We start from the raw sequence: 20,098 nt of genomic DNA, 5'->3' as shown, positions 1-20,098 counted from the left end.
CAGCTAGTGTGTCTCTTGACCAAAAAAGCCAATAATATTTTCTTTCACTTCTGTGCTATCTGTCATGTTATTTACTCTCACACGAAATTCAGATGAGCCTTGAAGCCCGCTACTGTACCAACCTATGTGTTTGCGGGCCATCTTTATTCCTGTGTCATTTCCATAGTACTCAAGAATATTGTCGTAATGCTCGAGTATGATGCTTAATCTCTCTGAAGCTGTTGGCTCAGAAGTTTCACTTCCACTGAGAAAGTTCATTGCTTGATTAATCAGCCAAGGTTTACCGTAGGCACCACGACCTATCATCACTCCGTCTGCTCCGGATTCTTTAAGAGCACTTTGAATATCACTCAAGTTTTTAATATCGCCATTTACTATAACTGGAATTTTCACTTGTTCTTTAACATTTCTAACGAATTTCCAATCTGCTTGACCGTTATAGAGCTGTGCTCTTGTCCTTCCATGCACAGTAATCATTTTTGCTCCTAAGTCTTCGGCAATTTTCGCAAGTCTCGGGGCATTGCGATTTTCATCGTTCCATCCAGTGCGCATTTTCACCGTAACTGGCATATTCACTGCTTTGACCACAGCTTCAATTATCTCAGCGGCTTTTTTCTCATCACGCATTAGCGCTGATCCTGCATAACCGTTTACAACTTTTTTAACAGGGCAACCAAAGTTTATGTCTATAATTTTTGCTCCCATGTCCTCGTTTAATTTTGCAGCCTCCGCCATAACATCTGGCTCACACCCAGCAAGCTGCACAGCAGTTAATGCATCGACTTTTGCTTTTTGCAAACTCTGGCGAGTTTGCATAATCATAGCTCTGCTTGCAATCATCTCTGAAACTAACAAACTTGCACCAAGTTTCTTCACAATACTTCTAAACGGATAATCAGTCACCCCAGACATTGGCGCTAAAATTACCGGAGAATCAATCGTCAAATTTCCTATTTGAAGGGGCATAAGGTCAATGGTAATTTTTCATTAATTACATAATGTAACACAAACTTGCATTCTCCCTTGAAATAGAAGACTGAGATGTTTTCGTCCTTGGCGGACGCTTACGATTTCTTAGATCTTCCTTACATTTCTCATCTTCCATAAGCGCTCTTGTAAATTCTTCTCTTTTCTCATTCAAATCAAATTTATATTCTGATAACTTTTTGTCAATTTCGTCAAATGATTTGTCTTCGTTAAGCATTTGTGTAATTTTATGAGCATTTTCTAACGCAAATATTCCACAGTTATACCCGTCACTTTGCTGCTTAGTTGGGGAAATTCTTATGTCTAATACCCATTCCTCTTTTTGCAGTTCTCTTTTAACAATATTTAGCACATTATCTGGCAATTGATTACCAAATGAGTCACAGTAATAAGCTCTAAATTTTTTATCACCTGCATCAGGTTTAATAACCAAAGTTACCCAATGATTATTGTTAATATGAAGAACCGAAGTAAATATCAATTTAGAATTTTGTTTGAATTCACCTCTATAATTCTGAAGAAATTCTTTTGTGAGTTCGTCCCAACCATTAGAATAGCTAGGGGCAAGAAAATAGACATTATTATTACTATATTCACTTTGTGAGTACCCATATACAACTCTTGCAATATGTGTAATGTCATTATCATCTAACCAGTAACTATAGTTTTTTCTGTTTGTCTGATGCACAAGAGTGTCCAAATCTTCATGAAACTCTTTACCACCCAAACCACTATCCAAAGAGCTTCTACGACTACTGTTCCTTGAATTGGGTTCACTTCCTGGTACAATACCACTATCTCCATCTTGAGTTTTTTGCTCACCTTGACTTGCTCTTTTTCCATTAATATAGTTCTTTGCTAATTTGTATGCTACTGTAAGAATTATTCCCATTAAAACCCAAACTACAGGGTTAGAGATGAGTATAGCAAGTGGAAAGGTCAATAGAGGAGATCCTATTACCGCCCCTAAACAGCCAACAGCAAATGTGGCTGCTAGGCATACACAAGTAGCGTAGATAACGAATTTCCCACCAGTAAAGTAAGTGCTCTCTTTAAGTTGATTATATTTTTCTGTGACGCCCATACTACATCCTATAAACGCTAAGTTAATTAAATTTTAACAAATTCTAACAAAAAAATCAACCATAATAATTTTAGTAGTATGAGAAAATATTGAATATTAAGAGCTTTTAAAGTACAGTAACAATGTTAGTAATAGCACAATATATGCACGATATAGAATATATACGTAAGAACTTTGAAGAATTTGAGAAGGCAATGAAAAGCAGGGGAATTAGAGAATCTACTGCGGAAGAGATATTAGAAATTGATCACGAGAAAAGGTCATTAACCACTAAACTGCAAGATTTAAATAGGCAGCGCAATGAAATCACAGAGGAAATAAAGAAGCTGAAAATGAGCAAGAGCCCCTGTGAAGAGCAAATAAAATCATCAAAAAACATTACGAATGAAATAGAGGCAATTAGCTTAAAAGAACAAGCAGAAAAGGATAAGTTGGTGAATGTTTTATCTAACTTGCCGAATATTTCTGCGCAAGATGTGCCAATAGGCGCAAATGAGAGCTCCAACATAGAAATTAGAAAATACGGAGAAAAAAGGCAATTTGATTTTACGCCAAAGTCTCATTATGAATTGGGAGAAAAATTAAATTTGATGGACTTTGAACAAGCAGCAAGAATTTCCGGATCAAGATTTGCGATATTAAAAGGACAGTTAGCTAAGCTTGGACGAGCGCTGATAAATTTTATGCTTGAAATGCATGTTAATGAATTTGGCTATACTGAGGTATATCACCCAGCTTTAGTAAAAAACGAAGCTATGTATAACGTTGGTCAGCTACCGAAATTTTCAGATGATTCGTATTTAACTACCGACGAATTGAGGTTGATTCCCACAAGTGAAGTGTTTTTAACAAATTTGGTTGCTGATAAAATAGTAGAGGAAAAAGAACTGCCTATTCGTTTTACTGCGTATTCAGAGTGTTTTCGTAAAGAAGCAGGCAGCGCAGGGCGAGACACGAGAGGCATGATAAGGCAACACCAATTTGGTAAAGTGGAATTGGTGAGTATCACAACTGAAGACCAATCAAATGATGAACTTGAGCGCACGACGAGTATTGTTGAAGAGATATTAAAAAAACTAGAATTACCGTATAGAGTAATGCTACTCTGTAGTGGTGATATGGGTTTTGCTGCACAAAGGACTTATGACATAGAGGTATGGTTACCTGAGCAAGATAAATATAGAGAAATATCAAGCTGCTCAAATTGTGGTGCATTTCAAGCAAGAAGGATGAACGCTAAATACTCTTCAGAAACTGATAAAAAGATGAAAAAATATATTCACACTTTAAACGGCTCAGCTTTAGCTATAGGAAGAACGATTATTGCCATAATGGAGAATTATCAAAATTCTGACGGGTCGATTGCAATACCAAACGTGTTGCAAAAATACATGAGTAATGATACTGTTATAAGCAAATAATAATTTTGACATATAGAAAAGCGAGGAAATAAAGATGAAGGTTCTGGTTATAGGTTCTGGTGGGCGTGAGCACGCTCTACTTTGGGCTCTAAAAAAATCTCCTATCTTGACTGAGTTATATGTAACTCCTGGTCGCTCGGCCATGGAAAATTTGGGAGTTCTTGTGGATGTAAATATTCAAAATTCAGTGGATGTTACACAATTTTGCAAGAGAGAAAATATAGAGTTGGTTGTTATTGGTCCAGAACAACCAATAATTGATGGGCTTGCTGATGATTTAGTTGCAGAGGGAATAAATGTTTTTGCTCCAAGTCAAGCAACTGCAAAACTTGAGGGATCGAAGTCTTTCACCAAGGGACTATGTAAACGATATGGTATACCAACTGCCAAGTACGAGTGTTTTGTTGATGAAGGGTTAGCTAAAGATTTTGTACGTAGCAATAAAATAAAGTTTCCACTTGTAGTGAAAGCAAATGGAATTGCAGCAGGAAGAGGGGTGGTTATATGTAATACAGAAAGCGAAGCTTTTGCAGCAATAAATTTAATGCTAGTGGAGAAAAAATTTGGTGAATCAGGTGAAGAAATAATCATAGAAGAGTTTTTAATTGGAGAAGAAGTAAGTTTTTTTGCTCTTATTGATGGGTTGAAAGTAGTAACTCTTGGGTGTGCAAAAGATTATAAGAGAGTTGATGAAAGTAATGAAAGCCAAAATACTGGAGGTATGGGGTCGTACTCATCACCTTCAATTATAAGTAAGGACATGGAGCAAAAAATTATCCAAAAAATAATATACCCTACAGCTCAAGCATTGGTTAACATGGGTACGCCTTATAAAGGAGTACTCTTTGCTGGTTTAATGATTTGCAAAGATAGCCCAAAACTTCTCGAGTATAACGTTAGATTCGGTGATCCAGAAACGCAATCTATATTACCTAGATTTGATTCAAATTGCGATTTGTTAAAATTGATGTTGTTAGTTGCAGAAGGAAAGTTAAATGTCAAAATGGTGGAACTTAACAACAAATCTACAGTTTGTGTAGTTGTTGCAAGTAAAGGCTATCCGGGTGATTATCAAAAGGGAGAAGTAATTAAAGGATTAGATAAGATTGAAAGCATTCCTGGTGTGTTGGTGTTTCATGCTGGTACTAAATTGGATGAAAGTGGTAACTTAGTTTCCGATGGCGGAAGAGTGCTAAATATAGTAGCAGAAGGGAGCACTATAGAGGAAGCCAAAAGTAAGGTGTACTCAGCATTAAATTTTTTAGAATGGCCAGGGGGCTTCTTCAGATACGATATCGGTAGTTAATGTTAAGCAGGTAGCCCACAGAAACGAAAAACTTCCTTGACAAACTCCGCCAGCCCCCTTATCATGAAACTGAAGCTATTGTATTTGCTTTCGCCAATCTGCAGATTAAAAGGTAAGGATTACTTAATGTATCGGCGTCTTATGTTCAATTTTTTGCAGTATATAGATACTGTATGTCTTTACAAAACTTCATCTACATCTAGATTTTTATCTAAATAAGCTGAACGCGCTTATAAAGCGTTACAAGACATCAAAAGATGCCAATACTCGACAGAGATAGTAAAAGACTAGCTAACTCGGGGATTCTTTGTCTTTTTTTCTGCTTAGTAAACTTCTTAAACATTTGCAGCGTAAGTTAGTTGCAATTAAAAGCAGCTAAATCTTGCTTGTCAAGCGTTTAAAACATAAAAAACGCCAATATTTTAAAGCAGATAATAACCCCAGGGCTTCTTTTGCCTTTTTTTTTATTTGGTAAATTTCTTAAATATTTATGGCTAAACGACAATCGTCATCCCGCTACTTGTTAGCGGGATCTAGGCTCTGTGGACAAAAAATATGAAAAGAGAGAAAAAGATGGTAGTTTAGCCTAATAGGTAAAAAATGGAGAAACTACCATATGCAATATTACATCAAAGAGGAAAATTGGAAACAAATTTTAGAGTTCATAAAAAGCGTAAAAGGAATGCACAGCAAAGATGAAAAACGTTTAAGAATATTCATAGAGGCAGTGTGGTACATAGTGCGAAGTGGTTGCCAATGGAGACTTTTACCAAAAACTTATGGTAATTACAGGAGTATACATAAGCGATTTAAAAGATGGTGTGAAAGAGATGTCTGGAAAAAATTGCTTGAATATACTAAACAAGAGCCTGATTTAGAAGTTGCTATAATCGACGGTACGATCATCCGAGCCCATCCATGTTCATCTGGATATACAAAAAACTCCAAGGATCAAGAAGCTTTAGGGAGGAGCAAAGGTGGCTTTACAACTAAAATACATGCGCTTGTCGATGCACTTGGAAATCCACTTAAATTTACTCTGACTCCTGGTCAAAGAAATGAAATTACGCAGGCACAAGTGTTGACCGAAAGTATCTATAACTCTACTGTAGTAGCTGACAAGGGCTATGATAGCAATGCCTTTGTTACAAGTCTTGAAGACAAGGGATGTACAGTAGTTATTCCGCCAAAACGGAATCGAAAAGTGCAAAGGTATTACGATGAGCATATCTACAAAGAACGTCATTTGATTGAGTGTTTTTTTGGTAAAATTAAAAATTTTAGGCGCATTTTTTCCAGATTTGATAAAACTGCTGAGGTTTTTATTGGTTTTCTCAATTTTGTTGGAGCTCTTGTATGGCTTCTCTAAAATTTTGTCCACAGAGCCTAGATAAAGACACTTACATTTCAATTATTTCACAATTTCTGTATAATCTTAAAAACTCAATTAGTACGTTATGAAAATAATAATAGGTAATGCTAGTAAGGAATTAGGGGAATCAGTAGTTAACCGGCTAGATGTTCAACCATCCTCTGCTTGGATATCAAAGTTTACCGATGGTGAGGTAAATGTAGAAGTAGCAAATGATCTGTATAATCAAGAAGTATATATAATACAATCTCTTTCTCCCCCTGTGAATGATAATCTTATGGAGCTTCTGCTTATAATTGATGCAGTAAATAGATTAGGAGCCAAAAGGATAGTAGTAATTATCCCTTATTATGGATATAGCAGGCAAGATAGAATTATCAAGAACAATAATGTGCAGTCTGCTTTAAGTGCCAAATTAGTTGCAAATCTTATTCAAACTGCAGGTGCAAGTAGTGTTGCAGTTATTGATTTGCACTCAAGTCAAATTGAAGGATTCTTTGATGTACCGATAACTAATTTGAACTGCTTTGAAGCATTTGTTGACTCTATACACACAGAAAATTTGGCAATTGTTGCACCTGATGTTGGAGCAATTGGCAGAGCACGTGCTTTTGCAAAGACTTTAGAGGAAAAGTACAAGATAGGGTTAAGTGATAAGATTATTGTAGTAGATAAATATAGGGAGAGAGCAGGCACATCTCAAGTAATGAACATAATAGGAGAAGTTGCGAATAAAAATTGTGTCATTGTTGATGATATAGTTGACTCTGGTGGAACATTGTGTAATGCAGCTCTTGCTTTAAAAGGCCACGGAGCAAAGTCCGTAATTTCATGCATCACACATGGCGTGCTTTCAGGAAGTGCAGTTGAGAAAATCTCTTCCTCTTCTTTAGATAAATTAGTGATTACGGATACCATACTTCACAAACTTGAAAAAACTGGTAAAATAGAAGTTGTTTCGGTCGTAGATATTTTAACTCACTTTATCCAAGGAGGTAAAGATGCCAGCTAAGTCAACAGAAGACGTTATTACTTCACTAATAGAATTTGCAAATAAGAGAAAAATAATAATTACCAAAGAAGAAATGCTTAAAATTGCACAGCTTGTAAGGATTAAGTTATCAAATGACGAGATTGATCACTACTCCAAAGAACTGACAATGCTGGATTGGATACATGATACTTTATTGCAAGTTAATACTGAAGGTGTTTCTCCTATGCGTTATGGCAGCATAGACAAGGACATTCATGTACGCGATGATGTTATAAATTCTCAAAACATTAAAGAAGAGATATTGTCCAATACAAAACCTGAGCATGGGTATTTCGTAGTGCCAAAGGTTATAAATGATTAAGGTAAAATAAGGCTCATATCAAACCTATAATAGATCGTATCTGTTCAGCAGAGTGGCAAAATAAGGTAGACGAGAAAAGACAACTATAGGAACAAATGGGTGTCATTCCAGTGCTTGACACTGGAATCCAGTCCTTTTGCACAGTTCCATCAAAAACGTTGTAGAGGATTAACCGCTTTCGTGTTTACCAACTTAGTGCCCAATCTGGATCCCAGTGTCAAGCACTGGGATGACAAGAAAGGGAGCACTGGAATTTTTGTTTCAGTATTTGTACATTAGCCATGCATCTGAACAGATACAATAAATCTACTTTCAAAAATAAGACCAATCCGGTAAAGAAGCATTTGTGGGAGTGGAAACCATTTTTTGATTTTTCTTTACTAAGTCTACTAAATATAGTTTAGAGTTGCTTGGTGATTCTGTTCTTGTAAAAATGATTTCTCTACCATTTGGTAACCATGCCGGGGATTCAATTTTATGCCCCTCTGAAAGCAGACGTTCTTCTTTGCCATCTGGCTTCATAACTCCTATGTAAAATTTTCCTGACTGAATCTTTGTAAAAGCTATTAGATCTCCTTTTGGCGACCAAACAGGCGTAGCATATCTTCCACTTCCAAAACTAATTCTTTTAGGTTTTTTACTTTTGTTAGTAAAATCGATAACGTACAGTTGCTGACTCCCACTTATATCAGAACTAAAAGCCATATACTTTTGATCTGGAGAAAAAGAGGGAGAAGTGCTTATAGCTGAACCTTTAGTAATTTTTTTTGTTCGTTTACTACTTAAATCCAAAGATAATATATTCGTTTCACCACCCAATGAGTGGGAAATTAAAAGAGATTTACCATCGGGAGAAAATCTTGGTGCAGAAACAACTCCTTCAAATGCGCTGATTATTGATTCAGTGTTATCTTTTAAATTTTTTAATATTATATAACTTTTACCATTTGCGTACGAGATATAAACAATACCCTTTCCATTTGGTGAGAATCTCGGTGTTGACACAAATCTATCGCCATTTGTTAAGTATTTTATATTACTTCCATCTTGATTCATCACAACAATTTTACGCACAGATTTGTAGTTGCTATCTTTTTCTTCAGCGATATACGTGATTTTTGTGTTGAAGTGCCCTTTCTCACCAATTAATCTATCATGTATCACATCCGAAACGAGGTGACCAATTTTTCTCCAGTCTTTTGCTGGAAAAACAACTGACTGAGTAAGTAATTCTCTTTTTGTAAAAGTGTCAAATAAACGAAATGATAGCTCTAATGCACTACCAGATATTTCGCTTAAACTTACTGTGACTACAGTATCGCTTTTCCAAGATTTAGATTCAGCTTCCGCGCCACGTTTTACATTAAATAAGCCACAATTAGATAAATTTGTTCTTATTACCTTTGCAATATTTTCGCTTAATTCGCTTTCCAACGCTGTTTTACATGTACATTTAGATACAACAAGACCAATGTTACCAACACTGCTTTTTTTTATATCAACATATAAAGCAGCTTTTGTAAAATAAGGAATAAATAACGAAATAAATAACACCAGATGAACGAATAGCTTCATTCATTTCATACCTGTTCTATCTGAACCTCAATTATAGGTCTTTTTAGTAAATATTCCTTTAAGATACTCAATATTGAACTTTCAATCTTATTTTTAATTTTTTTTGTTGGCTGCAAACTAAACAACGACTCAACTTTCTTGACAATTTTCTGTATGGTAGCTGCATCTTCTAGCACTTCAAAAACACCAGGTACAAATACTTTTGGTTTAGCAAGCAATTTATTTTTCTTGTTTACAACTGCTGTTACCACAATAACTCCGGCATCTCTCATTCTTTTACGCATTTTTATAACACTGCTCTCCGGATGACGTAGCAACATACCATCAATACCAAAGTAGTCAACATCAATTGAATCAACCTTTTCTCCGTTCTCCAAATTAACAATATCACCTGGTGCAATCATTATTGCTTTTGCCACACCGCACTCTTTAGCAAATTTTACATGTGCATGCGTGTGAATATATTCGCCGTGAACTGGAATAGACATCTTCGGTTTTATTAAAGAATACATTTCCTTTAGCTCTTCTCTTGTTGGATGCCCAGAAGCATGAACATGCTCTGTTTTTTCAGTAATAACTTCTACCCCCATCTCAATAAAGGCATTGAGCATATTGTGCGCACGAGTTTCATTTCCAGGAATGATTTTTGACGAAAGGATCATGGTATCACCTTGCTGCATTTTAAATGCTTGATGACTCTTAGCAGCAAGTCTTGCGGTAGCTGCCAGTGGCTCACCTTGACAACCTGTGCAAAGTAGCACCAGTTCTTCCCTTGGAAAATTTACTGCTTCCTTTGCTTCAAGAAACTGAGGAGAATCAGTTAAATAACCACTATCTTGCGCAACTTTCACTATTCTCCATAAAGATCTACCAAGTAAAACTACTTTTCTATTTAGTGCTTTTGCAGCTTGGCTTATCGTTTCAATTCGTGCCACATTTGAAGCAAATAGCGAAACAGCAACTAATTTTTTAGACCGCTTTATTATGTTATAAATATTATTATAAATTTCACCTTCTGACTCAGGGTGATGCTTGCTTAATATATTGGTTGAATCGCAAATTGCTGCAAGCAGGTCACCTTTATCGCCAATTTCTTTTAGACACTCCATATTAGAAGTTAATCCAACAACAGGTTTTGGATCAAATTTCCAGTCTCCGGTATGGAGTGCACTACCCATTTCAGTGCTAATTAATATTGAATTTGCCTCAGGAATTGAATGAGTTACATTTATAAACTCGACGGTAAAAGGACCCAAATTTATGCTGCCATTTATGTCTACCTCTTTCACAGGCACTATACCTTCCAATCGAAATTCTTTTAGTTTCTCTTTAAGAAAATTAACCGTAAACTTTGTTGTATATATGGAGCACTGCAACTCTTCCCACAAGTGGGGCACTGCACCGCAGTGGTCCTCATGTGCATGTGTAATTATTATTCCAAGTAAATCTTTTTTTCTTTGAGCAATAAAATCTATATCAGCAATGAGCAGCTCAACACCTGGCATAGTTTCATCTGCAAAACCAACACCAAGGTCGATCATAATCCACTTACCTTGGTAATGATATAGGCTAACATTCATCCCGATTCTTCCTACTCCCCCAAGCGGAAGAAATAAAAACTCATTTTTGTTTATATTCATTAAATTTAAATTATTAAAACCTGAGAATAGCAAAACTTCGACCTTAAATAAAGAAATTTATTGCTTTTACATAGTTTTAAGGAACTAAGAAGTTTCTGTTGGCTAATAATAACACTATTGTTAAGTTTTCCATTAATAAGGTCAAAGAATTGCAGGATTAAATGAAAACCCGTAAACAGTTACCCCTTTATGTCATTTAGCAGATTTCTTATTTTTTTTTACTTTACTAAAAAACCCTTCAGGTTGCTGTTGTACACTTGCATTTTCCTCTTCTTCAAGCGCTTTTAATAGTTCAATTTGCTTTTTAGTTAAATTTTTTGGATTTAAAGTCTCAACTATTACCTGTACGTATAAATCACCACGAGCATGTGAGTTCATATATGGCATACCCTTTTCCCTACAACGTAGTTTGGTACCAGTTTGAGTGCCTTCAGGGACCTTTACTTTTATTTTAGCTCCATCAATTGATTGAATATCGATTTCACCACCAAGCACTGCTAGTGTCATTCTTATAGGCACTTTACAGTGTAAATCTGCTTTATTTCTAGCAAAGATTTTATGAAAAATTATTTTCACGTATACGTATAAATCTCCACTTTTTCCACCTTTTGTTCCAGCTTCTCCTTTACCACTTATCCTTACCTTAGCTCCTTCTTCTATGCCTTTTGGAATTGAAACGGATATATTTACTTCATCTCTTCTACGTCCACTTCCACCACATTTCTTACATTTGTTTTGTATTATTTCTCCTTCCCCATAGCATGTAGTACATGTTCTTTCGATGGTAAAAAAGCCTTGTTGAGTTCTAATCCTACCGCTTCCCTGGCATGTGTGGCACTGAACTGGTTTAATTGCTCCTTCGCCACCTGTGCCTTGGCATGTATCACATTTTACATTTGTTACATAATGTATAGGCGCTTGTATTCCTTTAAATGCATCTTCTAAGGTAATTTCAAGATCATAACGTAGGTCTGCTCCAGATACTCCTGTTGTACTTCTTTTTGCTCTCGATCTACTTGCACCACCACCGAATCCTCCACCAAAGAAGTCATTGAATATGTTGCTAAAATTTCCTGCAGAGCTAAAGCCTTGAAATCCACCAGAAGCACCTTCGTGGCCATAACGGTCATAGCCTGCCCTTTTCTCAGAGTCAGATAGAACTTCATATGCAGCTGTTACTTCTTTAAATTTTTCCTCTGCTTCTTGATTGCCAGGATTTCTATCAGGATGATATTTTAACGCTAATTTTTTATACGCTTTTTTTATCTCATCAATACTGGCATTTCTGCCTACTTCCAGTAGCTCATAGTAGTCTTTTTTGCTCATATATAATAGTTTAGTGCTTAACCTTTAAAGATAGGTATTGCATATATTAATTTCAAGTGTGACTTCTGCTTCCTATAAAATGTGGTGCACCCTGAGCGACTTGAACGCCCGACCTTTTGATCCGTAGTCAAATGCTCTAATCCAACTGAGCTAAGGGTGCTTTCATAAAGTTAACTTTAGCAGATTTTGTGGCTTGATTCAATTAATTTGGCTAAAAATAAAACTATTTATTTCTATCATACGTGAACCCCTCACAATTCTCAAACTGCCGTTTCGCATTAGAATTATCAAATTCACTACAAGGAGGAGCAGTTGGAGTAGTATTAGGATCTTGAGAAAAGTAAGGAGGTGGTGCATCATAACGAGAAGAATCTCCATAACCATGCCCTTGTCTAAGACAGCTATCTACCGCTCCTTTAGCTTTCTCGATATTTTCTGATTCTTCCTCATGCTTCATATGAAAAGCTAAACCACCAGCAAAACACACAAGAGAATTAATACCAAGAATGACTAAACCCCACACTGGTAAGACTGGGTAAACAGCACAAGCTACCAAAGCTGCCAAAGAAACAGCGCCAACCGCAAATTCTATATTTCTGAACGTTTTAAGTTTATTATCAAGATAATCTATTTTTTCTTCTTTTCTAGCCGCTTTTTTGCTGCTGTTGTACCAAAAGCACATACCAGCATGGAAAGCAACACACACAACTGCAGCTACCATACCTAAAGCTAATAACTTTCTATTGTCTTCTGAGTCTTTTTTCTTATCTTCTCTGCTTTGATGGCTACCACTACTGAAACCAGGGTTATTTATAACTGTAGTATGACCACCAAACAGGCTGCGAAGTAGTAAATAATCCCAAAAATCTAAACCTCTATCATTGTATACATGTATATGTGTAGTCTGAGGGCCTGTAGGTTGTGCGTTATTCCCTGCGTTATATTGATCATTTCTGCTTCCTGTATCGTGCCTATTGCTTGAATTTGGATGTGTAAATTTTTCATACGCATTTTTAAAATTCTCCTCACTCCAATTTGTGGTATTTTGCGTATTACAAAATTGTAAAAACTCTTTAACATCACTGTTACTACCAGATTTCTTTATATAGGCTAACGCATACCTTTTTAAAACACTATCACTTGCTACCATAAATACCCTCTTAAGTTAAGATTAAATTAATAAATACTTACTTATTATAACAAGATAACATCTACTTGTCAACTTGAGCCTGATTCAAGTATCCGTTCAGAGTGTGGCAGAAGAACTTATTCAAATGAAGTAGGTGGTAAAATATAAACATTTTATAAAGTGAAAAATGGACTTTTCAGACCACTGCCGAGCTAAAAAAGCCCTGAAAACCGTGATACTTAGGCCACTTCTTGCTTAAGCTGTACAATTTCAGCTTGAGAAAGGCCAGTGGATTCAGCTATTAAATTAACAGATACACCAGCTTTAAGTAAATTTTTTGCAACTTCGATTTTTCCTTTCTCTATACCTTCCTCAAGTCTGTATTCAAGAATGGCTTCTTCCTTACGTAGATCCATTATTCTTTCTTCATATGCTACTAAATCTTTTTCATTCCAGCTAAACCTGTCTAATTCATCGTAGGCTAACTTTATTATTGGTGCTTTTTCTGCTATTTTCCTTAAGTCTTCTTCCGTAGTTTCATCTGCATATTGTTGTCTAAGTGAAGAAGGTCGCCCCTCCTCACTCGACTTCAAAACCGTACGTGAGACTTTGCGCCTCATACGGCTTCTCTCCAATTTGGTGCTTTTCATGCACACCTCCTGTGTAATTCATCGTGACAATGTCCATGTAACAAAGATAAGTTTTTGATCATATTGTTTCGTCTATTCCGGTCTTTGTGATGTATTTCTATTGTATCATCACTTTTAAACCATAGTCTACAATTATCACATTTACTTTGTTGTAACTTCAATAGTTTTATTACTCTTAATGGCTTATCTGGTATTTTTCTCAGACGTTTACCCCAATATACCCAATCACCATCATATGGAGATCTGGTTTTTTGCACTTTGATATGTCGTTTAATAACATGATCGCTGTGTATAATAAGATGTATCTTGTTACTTGTCATAAAACGCCAGTTATCGTTATTATACTTTTTAAAGTATTTTCTTTTTATCCAGCATTTCCCTTTGTTTGGGTGCCTAAAGACTGCCCACTTCCAGAGCTTTCTATGTATAGTATTATCCAATGAGCTAAAGATTTTACATGAAACTACCGAAGAGTAATATTGACTCCATCCTCTGTTTATTGGATTGGATTCCTTATTATTACTTCCTGTGGCGCCCCACGCATTTCTCTAAGTTTATGTTTAATAGCAAATGTATGCTGCTTTATAGAATTACGACTTGGTTTTATTAATAATGTGTAACCTTTTTTACTTTCTTTTATTGAATATTGTCTTATTGAAAATCCAAGAAAATCAAATCCTGGTTTTGTTTCGTCAATGGTTCTTAATGTATGAGAAACTCTTGTTTTAGAGGGCTTTAATTTTAGTCCAATGGTTTCTAACCATTCTTCAACTAAAATTTTTGCTTTAAGAATAATCTCTTCATTTTCATGTATGATGACAAAATCATCACAGTAGAAAATTACACTAATAGACTTTTGCGCGTTTTTATGCGATATCCTACCATATTTTCTTTTCATGCATTGAAAGAGTTCGTTTGTTAATGCTTTTTTGATATGTTGCTCTAATCCGTGTAATGCAACACAAGCTAGCAACGGTGAGATCGTCCCTCCTTGAATTGTACCACGTTTTGTGGATTGAAACTTTCCATCTTCCATAACGCCTGCCCTTAACCATCTTCTTATGATTTTCTTTAACGTTGGTGTGGTTTTCAAGCAGTTTATTATGGTTAATATTGTCAAAACATCCAGAAATATCAGCATCTAATACATATGCTGTTTTCTGTTTTAGCACATCAAATCTGGCTTCAATTGCATCATGACATGATCTACCAGGTCTAAAACCATAAGACCTGCTGCGAATCAAGCGATAAAAAAAAGGAAAGGAGGGTGAATAAAATCAAGGTTAACTAAAAGGCGTGCTTAAGATTTACAATACCAGCAATAATATTGAACCTCAAGTTATATTTTTTCTGAAAATTGCGATAAACATTCGACATAATCTTAAATATCTTTATCTCTCGGATCTTATTTTCTACTCTCATTCTAAATGATGCTAACCTTCTATTATGCTCTTTCTGCTCTGGAGTTAATGGCTTTTTACGATACTTTTTATATGGAATTATAACATTGCTTTGCAATTTTTGCCAACCTTGATATCCAGAATCAGCATGTTTTATGCTATCAAGTGGTAAATATTTTTCTTGTTTCCTTATGCGAAAATCACTAATTCTACCACGGTATGACTTTGACACTGATAAAATTCTTCCTCCTTCTTCGATAATAATCTCAGTTTTCATAGTGTTGGTTCTTTTTTTTCCTGAATATGATTTCTTCCGTTTTTTACTATCTTCTGGCCTCTGTATTTGCTGTTCTGTAACATCAGCCAAAATCTTCAGTATTTTTTCTGGCGTCATACTTCTATCTTTTGTTATAGTCACTTTTTTGGCGAGTAATGGCTCTATTCTCTTAAGTAACCTACATACATTTGCGTTGTGCACATTGAATAGGCATCCTAAAAATCTATGTGTTATGTAAGTGCGATAGTACAAAATTACGCAAAACAACTTATCTTCCAGAGTTGGTAGTTTTGATCTTCTACCATGACACTTTTTCTGTTTTTCAAGTTTTTTCCATCCAGACCTCACTTTTTCTACTACTTTTTCGAACTCCTCTATACTTAAACCTGTTATATTACGAAAGTTTCTTGGGTGTTTTTTCATATTATAGTAACTAAAGCTCATTTTTTTTCCTTACTTGATCTGCTTATTCTTCTTCTACCCCTCTCACATCATTTTTTCAATCACCTTTTGCAGCAGGTCTTATGTTTGAATTGTCGTCAAAGCATAGTATGCGAAAGGAGGTTGAATTACGCATAGACCAAAACGGTATGAAGCAAAAGTGGAACTAAAGATTGAAGACTTTAGTTATTGATGTTCCCAGCTTCCGGCAAATAGTAGGAATCTAAGTTTAACGTGAAACGAAGCCATGGAACGGAGTAACCACATAAAAGCTCTTATATTCATTAAAATATAAGTAGGTAGCCAACCACAAGCTGCTATGTGGAAGGATTGTTTAAGAAGCTAATGCCCAAAGTAATATCTGGGATATGCAAACGTAAACACTTTAATTTGGAAGGTAAAGTGGTGAATAGTAGTGAATATGTTATGGACCAGCAAAAAGCTAGGTATGAATGGAATGGAATTCCTTGGCGAAAGCTGAAGAAATCTTCATTTAAGCTACAAAAACGAATTTACCAAGCTTCTAAATGTAATGATATCAAAAAGATGCATAATCTTCAAAAATTATTGCTTAAATCAACAAGTGCAAAAACACTCGCTGTTAGGAAAGTAACACAGGACAATAGGGGGAAGAAGACTGCAGGTATTGATGGAAAGGCTAATCTTAATCAAAAAGAAAGATTACAACTATCATATTCTTTAGATATAAAAGAAAAAGCAAAGCCATCAAGACGCGTTTGGATCCCAAAACCTGGTAAGCCATCGGAGCATCGCCCGCTTGGTATACCTACTATATCGTGTCGAGCAAAACAAACACTTGTAAAAATGGCTTTAGAACCAGAATGGGAGGCAAAACTTGAGCCAAACACTTATAGACCTGCTGCAAAAGGTGATTGAAAAAATGATGTGAGAGGGGTAGAAGAAGAATAAGCAGATCAAGTAAGGAAAAAAAATGAGCTTTAGTTACTATAATATGAAAAAACACCCAAGAAACTTTCGTAATATAACAGGTTTAAGTATAGAGGAGTTCGAAAAAGTAGTAGAAAAAGTGAGGTCTGGATGGAAAAAACTTGAAAAACAGAAAAAGTGTCATGGTAGAAGATCAAAACTACCAACTCTGGAAGATAAGTTGTTTTGCGTAATTTTGTACTATCGCACTTACATAACACATAGATTTTTAGGATGCCTATTCAATGTGCACAACGCAAATGTATGTAGGTTACTTAAGAGAATAGAGCCATTACTCGCCAAAAAAGTGACTATAACAAAAGATAGAAGTATGACGCCAGAAAAAATACTGAAGATTTTGGCTGATGTTACAGAACAGCAAATACAGAGGCCAGAAGATAGTAAAAAACGGAAGAAATCATATTCAGGAAAAAAAAGAACCAACACTATGAAAACTGAGATTATTATCGAAGAAGGAGGAAGAATTTTATCAGTGTCAAAGTCATACCGTGGTAGAATTAGTGATTTTCGCATAAGGAAACAAGAAAAATATTTACCACTTGATAGCATAAAACATGCTGATTCTGGATATCAAGGTTGGCAAAAATTGCAAAGCAATGTTATAATTCCATATAAAAAGTATCGTAAAAAGCCATTAACTCCAGAGCAGAAAGAGCATAATAGAAGGTTAGCATCATTTAGAATGAGAGTAGAAAATAAGATCCGAGAGATAAAGATATTTAAGATTATGTCGAATGTTTATCGCAATTTTCAGAAAAAATATAACTTGAGGTTCAATATTATTGCTGGTATTGTAAATCTTAAGCACGCCTTTTAGTTAACCTTGATTTTATTCACCCTCCTTTCCTTTTTTTTATCGCTTGATTCGCAGCAGGTCTTATGTTTTTTATGGATAAGAGATATTGATAACCTTGCGAAGTATATTGTGAACCTTGATCACTATGTAATAGTAGATTTTTGGCAGGTTTACGCTTGTTAACGGCCATTAATAAAGAGTCCATAACCAATTGTTTATTTATTGAACTGCTCATTGACCAGCCAACTACCATGCGTGAATATAGATCGATTATTGTTGCCAAATATAGCCATCCTTCTTTGGTTTTTATATAAGTAATCCCATACTTTATTTGGTTGATCGACAATAAAGTTTTGGTCTAATATATTGGGAGCTACGACTCTACTGTCCGTTTGTTGTTTCTTAATTTTAAATTTTCTTCTCAATATAGCCTGAATACCATTTTTCTGCATAATACTTTGCACTGTTTTTAAGTTGCAACTTTTACCCAAAGCCTTTAATTCAGCATGAATTTTAGGAGCTCCATATCTACATTTAGAAGCTTGATATATTTTTTGAATATCTGCTAATAACTCTTTATTTGCTGATTCTCTACTGCTTATTTTCCTTGTAGTCCACTTATAGTAGCCACTAGGCTCTGTGGACAAAATTTTAGAGAAGCCATACAAGAGCTCCAACAAAATTGAGAAAACCAATAAAAACCTCAGCAGTTTTATCAAATCTGGAAAAAATGCGCCTAAAATTTTTAATTTTACCAAAAAAACACTCAATCAAATGACGTTCTTTGTAGATATGCTCATCGTAATACCTTTGCACTTTTCGATTCCGTTTTGGCGGAATAACTACTGTACATCCCTTGTCTTCAAGACTTGTAACAAAGGCATTGCTATCGTAGCCCTTGTCAGCTACTACAGTAGAGTTATAGATACTTTCGGTCAACACTTGTGCCTGCGTAATTTCATTTCTTTGACCAGGAGTCAGAGTAAATTTAAGTGGATTTCCAAGTGCATCGACAAGCGCATGTATTTTAGTTGTAAAGCCACCTTTGCTCCTCCCTAAAGCTTCTTGATCCTTGGAGTTTTTTGTATATCCAGATGAACGTGGATGGGCTCGGATGATCGTACCGTCGATTATAGCAACTTCTAAATCAGGCTCTTGTTTAGTATATTCAAGCAATTTTTTCCAGACATCTCTTTCACACCATCTTTTAAATCGCTTATGTATACTCCTGTAATTACCATAAGTTTTTGGTAAAAGTCTCCATTGGCAACCACTTCGCACTATGTACCACACTGCCTCTATGAATATTCTTAAACGTTTTTCATCTTTGCTGTGCATTCCTTTTACGCTTTTTATGAACTCTAAAATTTGTTTCCAATTTTCCTCTTTGATGTAATATTGCATATGGTAGTTTCTCCATTTTTTACCTATTAGGCTAAACTACCATCTTTTTCTCTCTTTTCATATTTTTTGTCCACAGAGCCTAGAATATCGACTTCTTTTACGTTCTCATTTTGAAAAAAACGATATGCTGCTTTTGCTTCTGACCAACTTCCGCATGCCTCATTAATTGAGCTTTCAGGTAAACTTATCAAACTATCAGCAATATTTACTAATCGGTCAGTTAATCTTTTATCTCCAAGTACAGCATCTCCAAATTCATTTTTAGCCCATTCATTACTCTCGTTTGCCATTTTTATACCCTCAATATTTGCAAACTCTAATATTGTAATACTTTATTTATAAGTACATTTATATTTGTGGGTAATAGTAAGATTTGATATGCTGCCAACACTAGACCTGCTGCAAAAGGTGATTGAAAAAATGATGTGAGAGGGGTAGAAGAAGAATAAGCAGATCAAGTAAGGAAAAAAAATGAGCTTTAGTTACTATAATATGAAAAAACACCCAAGAAACTTTCGTAATATAACAGGTTTAAGTATAGAGGAGTTCGAAAAAGTAGTAGAAAAAGTGAGGTCTGGATGGAAAAAACTTGAAAAACAGAAAAAGTGTCATGGTAGAAGATCAAAACTACCAACTCTGGAAGATAAGTTGTTTTGCGTAATTTTGTACTATCGCACTTACATAACACATAGATTTTTAGGATGCCTATTCAATGTGCACAACGCAAATGTATGTAGGTTACTTAAGAGAATAGAGCCATTACTCGCCAAAAAAGTGACTATAACAAAAGATAGAAGTATGACGCCAGAAAAAATACTGAAGATTTTGGCTGATGTTACAGAACAGCAAATACAGAGGCCAGAAGATAGTAAAAAACGGAAGAAATCATATTCAGAGACCTGCTGCAAAAGGTGATTGAAAAAATGATGTGAGAGGGGTAGAAGAAGAATAAGCAGATCAAGTAAG

The 20,098-nt window shown here is 35.4% G+C and carries 17 protein-coding genes, 1 tRNA gene and 5 pseudogenes; 8 read left to right on the top strand and 15 right to left on the bottom strand.

The window, feature by feature from the left end; genetic code table 11:
• Positions 1 to 3 precede the first annotated feature (3 nt).
• Positions 4 to 966, bottom strand: coding sequence for a tRNA dihydrouridine synthase DusB (gene dusB, locus OPR60_RS05820; protein ID WP_065106682.1), 963 nt, complete (start codon positions 964 to 966; stop codon positions 4 to 6).
• A 25-nt stretch (positions 967 to 991) separates the two neighbouring features.
• Positions 992 to 2,071, bottom strand: coding sequence for a C48 family peptidase (locus OPR60_RS05815; protein WP_265040225.1), 1,080 nt, complete (start codon positions 2,069 to 2,071; stop codon positions 992 to 994).
• Positions 2,072 to 2,214: 143 nt separating this feature from the next.
• Here OPR60_RS05815 and serS point away from each other — a divergent pair, with 143 nt between their 5' ends.
• From serS to gatC, 5 genes are all read left to right on the top strand, one after another.
• The gene (gene serS / locus OPR60_RS05810) at positions 2,215 to 3,492 is read left to right on the top strand and encodes a serine--tRNA ligase (protein WP_265040351.1); all 1,278 of its coding nucleotides are present in this window, start codon (positions 2,215 to 2,217) and stop codon (positions 3,490 to 3,492) included.
• Positions 3,493 to 3,526: 34 nt separating this feature from the next.
• Positions 3,527 to 4,798, top strand: a complete 1,272-nt coding sequence (gene purD, locus OPR60_RS05805; RefSeq protein WP_265040224.1) for a phosphoribosylamine--glycine ligase — start codon at positions 3,527 to 3,529, stop codon at positions 4,796 to 4,798.
• Between the two features lie 616 nt (positions 4,799 to 5,414).
• The gene (locus tag OPR60_RS05800) at positions 5,415 to 6,167 is read left to right on the top strand and encodes an IS5 family transposase (RefSeq protein ID WP_265039632.1); all 753 of its coding nucleotides are present in this window, start codon (positions 5,415 to 5,417) and stop codon (positions 6,165 to 6,167) included.
• An 88-nt stretch (positions 6,168 to 6,255) separates the two neighbouring features.
• A complete protein-coding gene (locus OPR60_RS05795) occupies positions 6,256 to 7,182 on the top strand; it encodes a ribose-phosphate diphosphokinase (RefSeq protein ID WP_265040223.1) in 927 nt (308 codons plus the stop codon).
• The gene (gene gatC, locus OPR60_RS05790; protein WP_265040220.1) at positions 7,172 to 7,525 is read left to right on the top strand and encodes an Asp-tRNA(Asn)/Glu-tRNA(Gln) amidotransferase subunit GatC; all 354 of its coding nucleotides are present in this window, start codon (positions 7,172 to 7,174) and stop codon (positions 7,523 to 7,525) included. The genes OPR60_RS05795 and gatC overlap by 11 nt, the downstream gene beginning before the upstream one ends.
• Positions 7,526 to 7,837: 312 nt before the next feature.
• Here the strand turns inward: gatC and OPR60_RS05785 are convergent, their stop codons facing one another.
• From OPR60_RS05785 to OPR60_RS05750, 10 genes and pseudogenes are all read right to left on the bottom strand, one after another.
• Positions 7,838 to 9,100 carry a Tol-Pal system protein TolB gene (locus OPR60_RS05785; RefSeq protein ID WP_265040218.1) on the bottom strand — a complete coding sequence of 421 codons (1,263 nt, stop codon included), beginning with the start codon at positions 9,098 to 9,100 and terminating at the stop codon, positions 7,838 to 7,840.
• Positions 9,101 to 9,105: 5 nt separating this feature from the next.
• A complete protein-coding gene (locus tag OPR60_RS05780) occupies positions 9,106 to 10,740 on the bottom strand; it encodes a ribonuclease J (protein ID WP_265040217.1) in 1,635 nt (544 codons plus the stop codon).
• A gap of 192 nt (positions 10,741 to 10,932) precedes the next feature.
• On the bottom strand, positions 10,933 to 12,066 hold the full coding sequence (gene dnaJ, locus OPR60_RS05775; protein ID WP_265040216.1) for a molecular chaperone DnaJ: 1,134 nt from the start codon (positions 12,064 to 12,066) through the stop codon (positions 10,933 to 10,935).
• Positions 12,067 to 12,148: 82 nt separating this feature from the next.
• Positions 12,149 to 12,226: transfer RNA gene (locus OPR60_RS05770), tRNA-Arg, on the bottom strand.
• A gap of 63 nt (positions 12,227 to 12,289) precedes the next feature.
• Positions 12,290 to 13,216, bottom strand: a complete 927-nt coding sequence (locus OPR60_RS05765; RefSeq protein ID WP_065094982.1) for a hypothetical protein — start codon at positions 13,214 to 13,216, stop codon at positions 12,290 to 12,292.
• Between the two features lie 218 nt (positions 13,217 to 13,434).
• A pseudogene (locus OPR60_RS05760) lies at positions 13,435 to 13,746 on the bottom strand (Rpn family recombination-promoting nuclease/putative transposase); the annotation flags it as partial.
• Between the two features lie 95 nt (positions 13,747 to 13,841).
• Positions 13,842 to 14,297 (bottom strand): group II intron maturase-specific domain-containing protein, encoded by a 456-nt coding sequence (locus OPR60_RS06915; RefSeq protein WP_406829847.1) that lies wholly within the window; start codon positions 14,295 to 14,297, stop codon positions 13,842 to 13,844.
• 44 nt (positions 14,298 to 14,341) lie between these two features.
• Positions 14,342 to 14,986, bottom strand: coding sequence for a reverse transcriptase/maturase family protein (locus OPR60_RS05755; protein ID WP_265040214.1), 645 nt, complete (start codon positions 14,984 to 14,986; stop codon positions 14,342 to 14,344).
• A pseudogene (locus OPR60_RS06910) lies at positions 14,949 to 15,089 on the bottom strand (reverse transcriptase domain-containing protein); the annotation flags it as partial. The gene OPR60_RS05755 and the pseudogene OPR60_RS06910, both read right to left, overlap by 38 nt.
• A gap of 43 nt (positions 15,090 to 15,132) precedes the next feature.
• The gene (locus tag OPR60_RS05750; RefSeq protein ID WP_265040287.1) at positions 15,133 to 15,945 is read right to left on the bottom strand and encodes a transposase; all 813 of its coding nucleotides are present in this window, start codon (positions 15,943 to 15,945) and stop codon (positions 15,133 to 15,135) included.
• 363 nt (positions 15,946 to 16,308) lie between these two features.
• Here OPR60_RS05750 and OPR60_RS05745 point away from each other — a divergent pair, with 363 nt between their 5' ends.
• Positions 16,309 to 16,860 (top strand): reverse transcriptase N-terminal domain-containing protein, encoded by a 552-nt coding sequence (locus tag OPR60_RS05745; protein ID WP_265040212.1) that lies wholly within the window; start codon positions 16,309 to 16,311, stop codon positions 16,858 to 16,860.
• 76 nt (positions 16,861 to 16,936) lie between these two features.
• Entirely contained in the window at positions 16,937 to 17,749 is an 813-nt protein-coding gene (locus OPR60_RS05740; protein WP_265040287.1) for a transposase, read from the top strand.
• Between the two features lie 61 nt (positions 17,750 to 17,810).
• On the opposite strand, the pseudogene OPR60_RS05735 reads toward OPR60_RS05740, so the two are convergent.
• From OPR60_RS05735 to OPR60_RS05725, 3 genes and pseudogenes are all read right to left on the bottom strand, one after another.
• Positions 17,811 to 18,360 (bottom strand): annotated as a pseudogene (locus OPR60_RS05735) (IS3 family transposase); the annotation flags it as partial.
• Between the two features lie 19 nt (positions 18,361 to 18,379).
• Positions 18,380 to 19,132, bottom strand: a complete 753-nt coding sequence (locus OPR60_RS05730) for an IS5 family transposase (protein WP_265040046.1) — start codon at positions 19,130 to 19,132, stop codon at positions 18,380 to 18,382.
• Positions 19,133 to 19,176: 44 nt separating this feature from the next.
• Positions 19,177 to 19,422, bottom strand: a pseudogene (locus OPR60_RS05725) (IS4/Tn5 family transposase DNA-binding protein); the annotation flags it as partial.
• A 181-nt stretch (positions 19,423 to 19,603) separates the two neighbouring features.
• On the opposite strand from OPR60_RS05725, the pseudogene OPR60_RS05720 reads away from it, so the two are divergent.
• Positions 19,604 to 20,026, top strand: a pseudogene (locus tag OPR60_RS05720) (helix-turn-helix domain-containing protein); the annotation flags it as partial.
• Positions 20,027 to 20,098 lie beyond the last annotated feature (72 nt).

The organism is Wolbachia endosymbiont (group A) of Trypoxylon clavicerum, assembly GCF_947251665.1.
GTDB classification, from domain to species: Bacteria; Pseudomonadota; Alphaproteobacteria; order Rickettsiales; family Anaplasmataceae; genus Wolbachia; species Wolbachia pipientis.
Note: the sequence above shows the minus strand (reverse complement) of the source record. Positions and strands in the feature narration are given on the sequence as shown.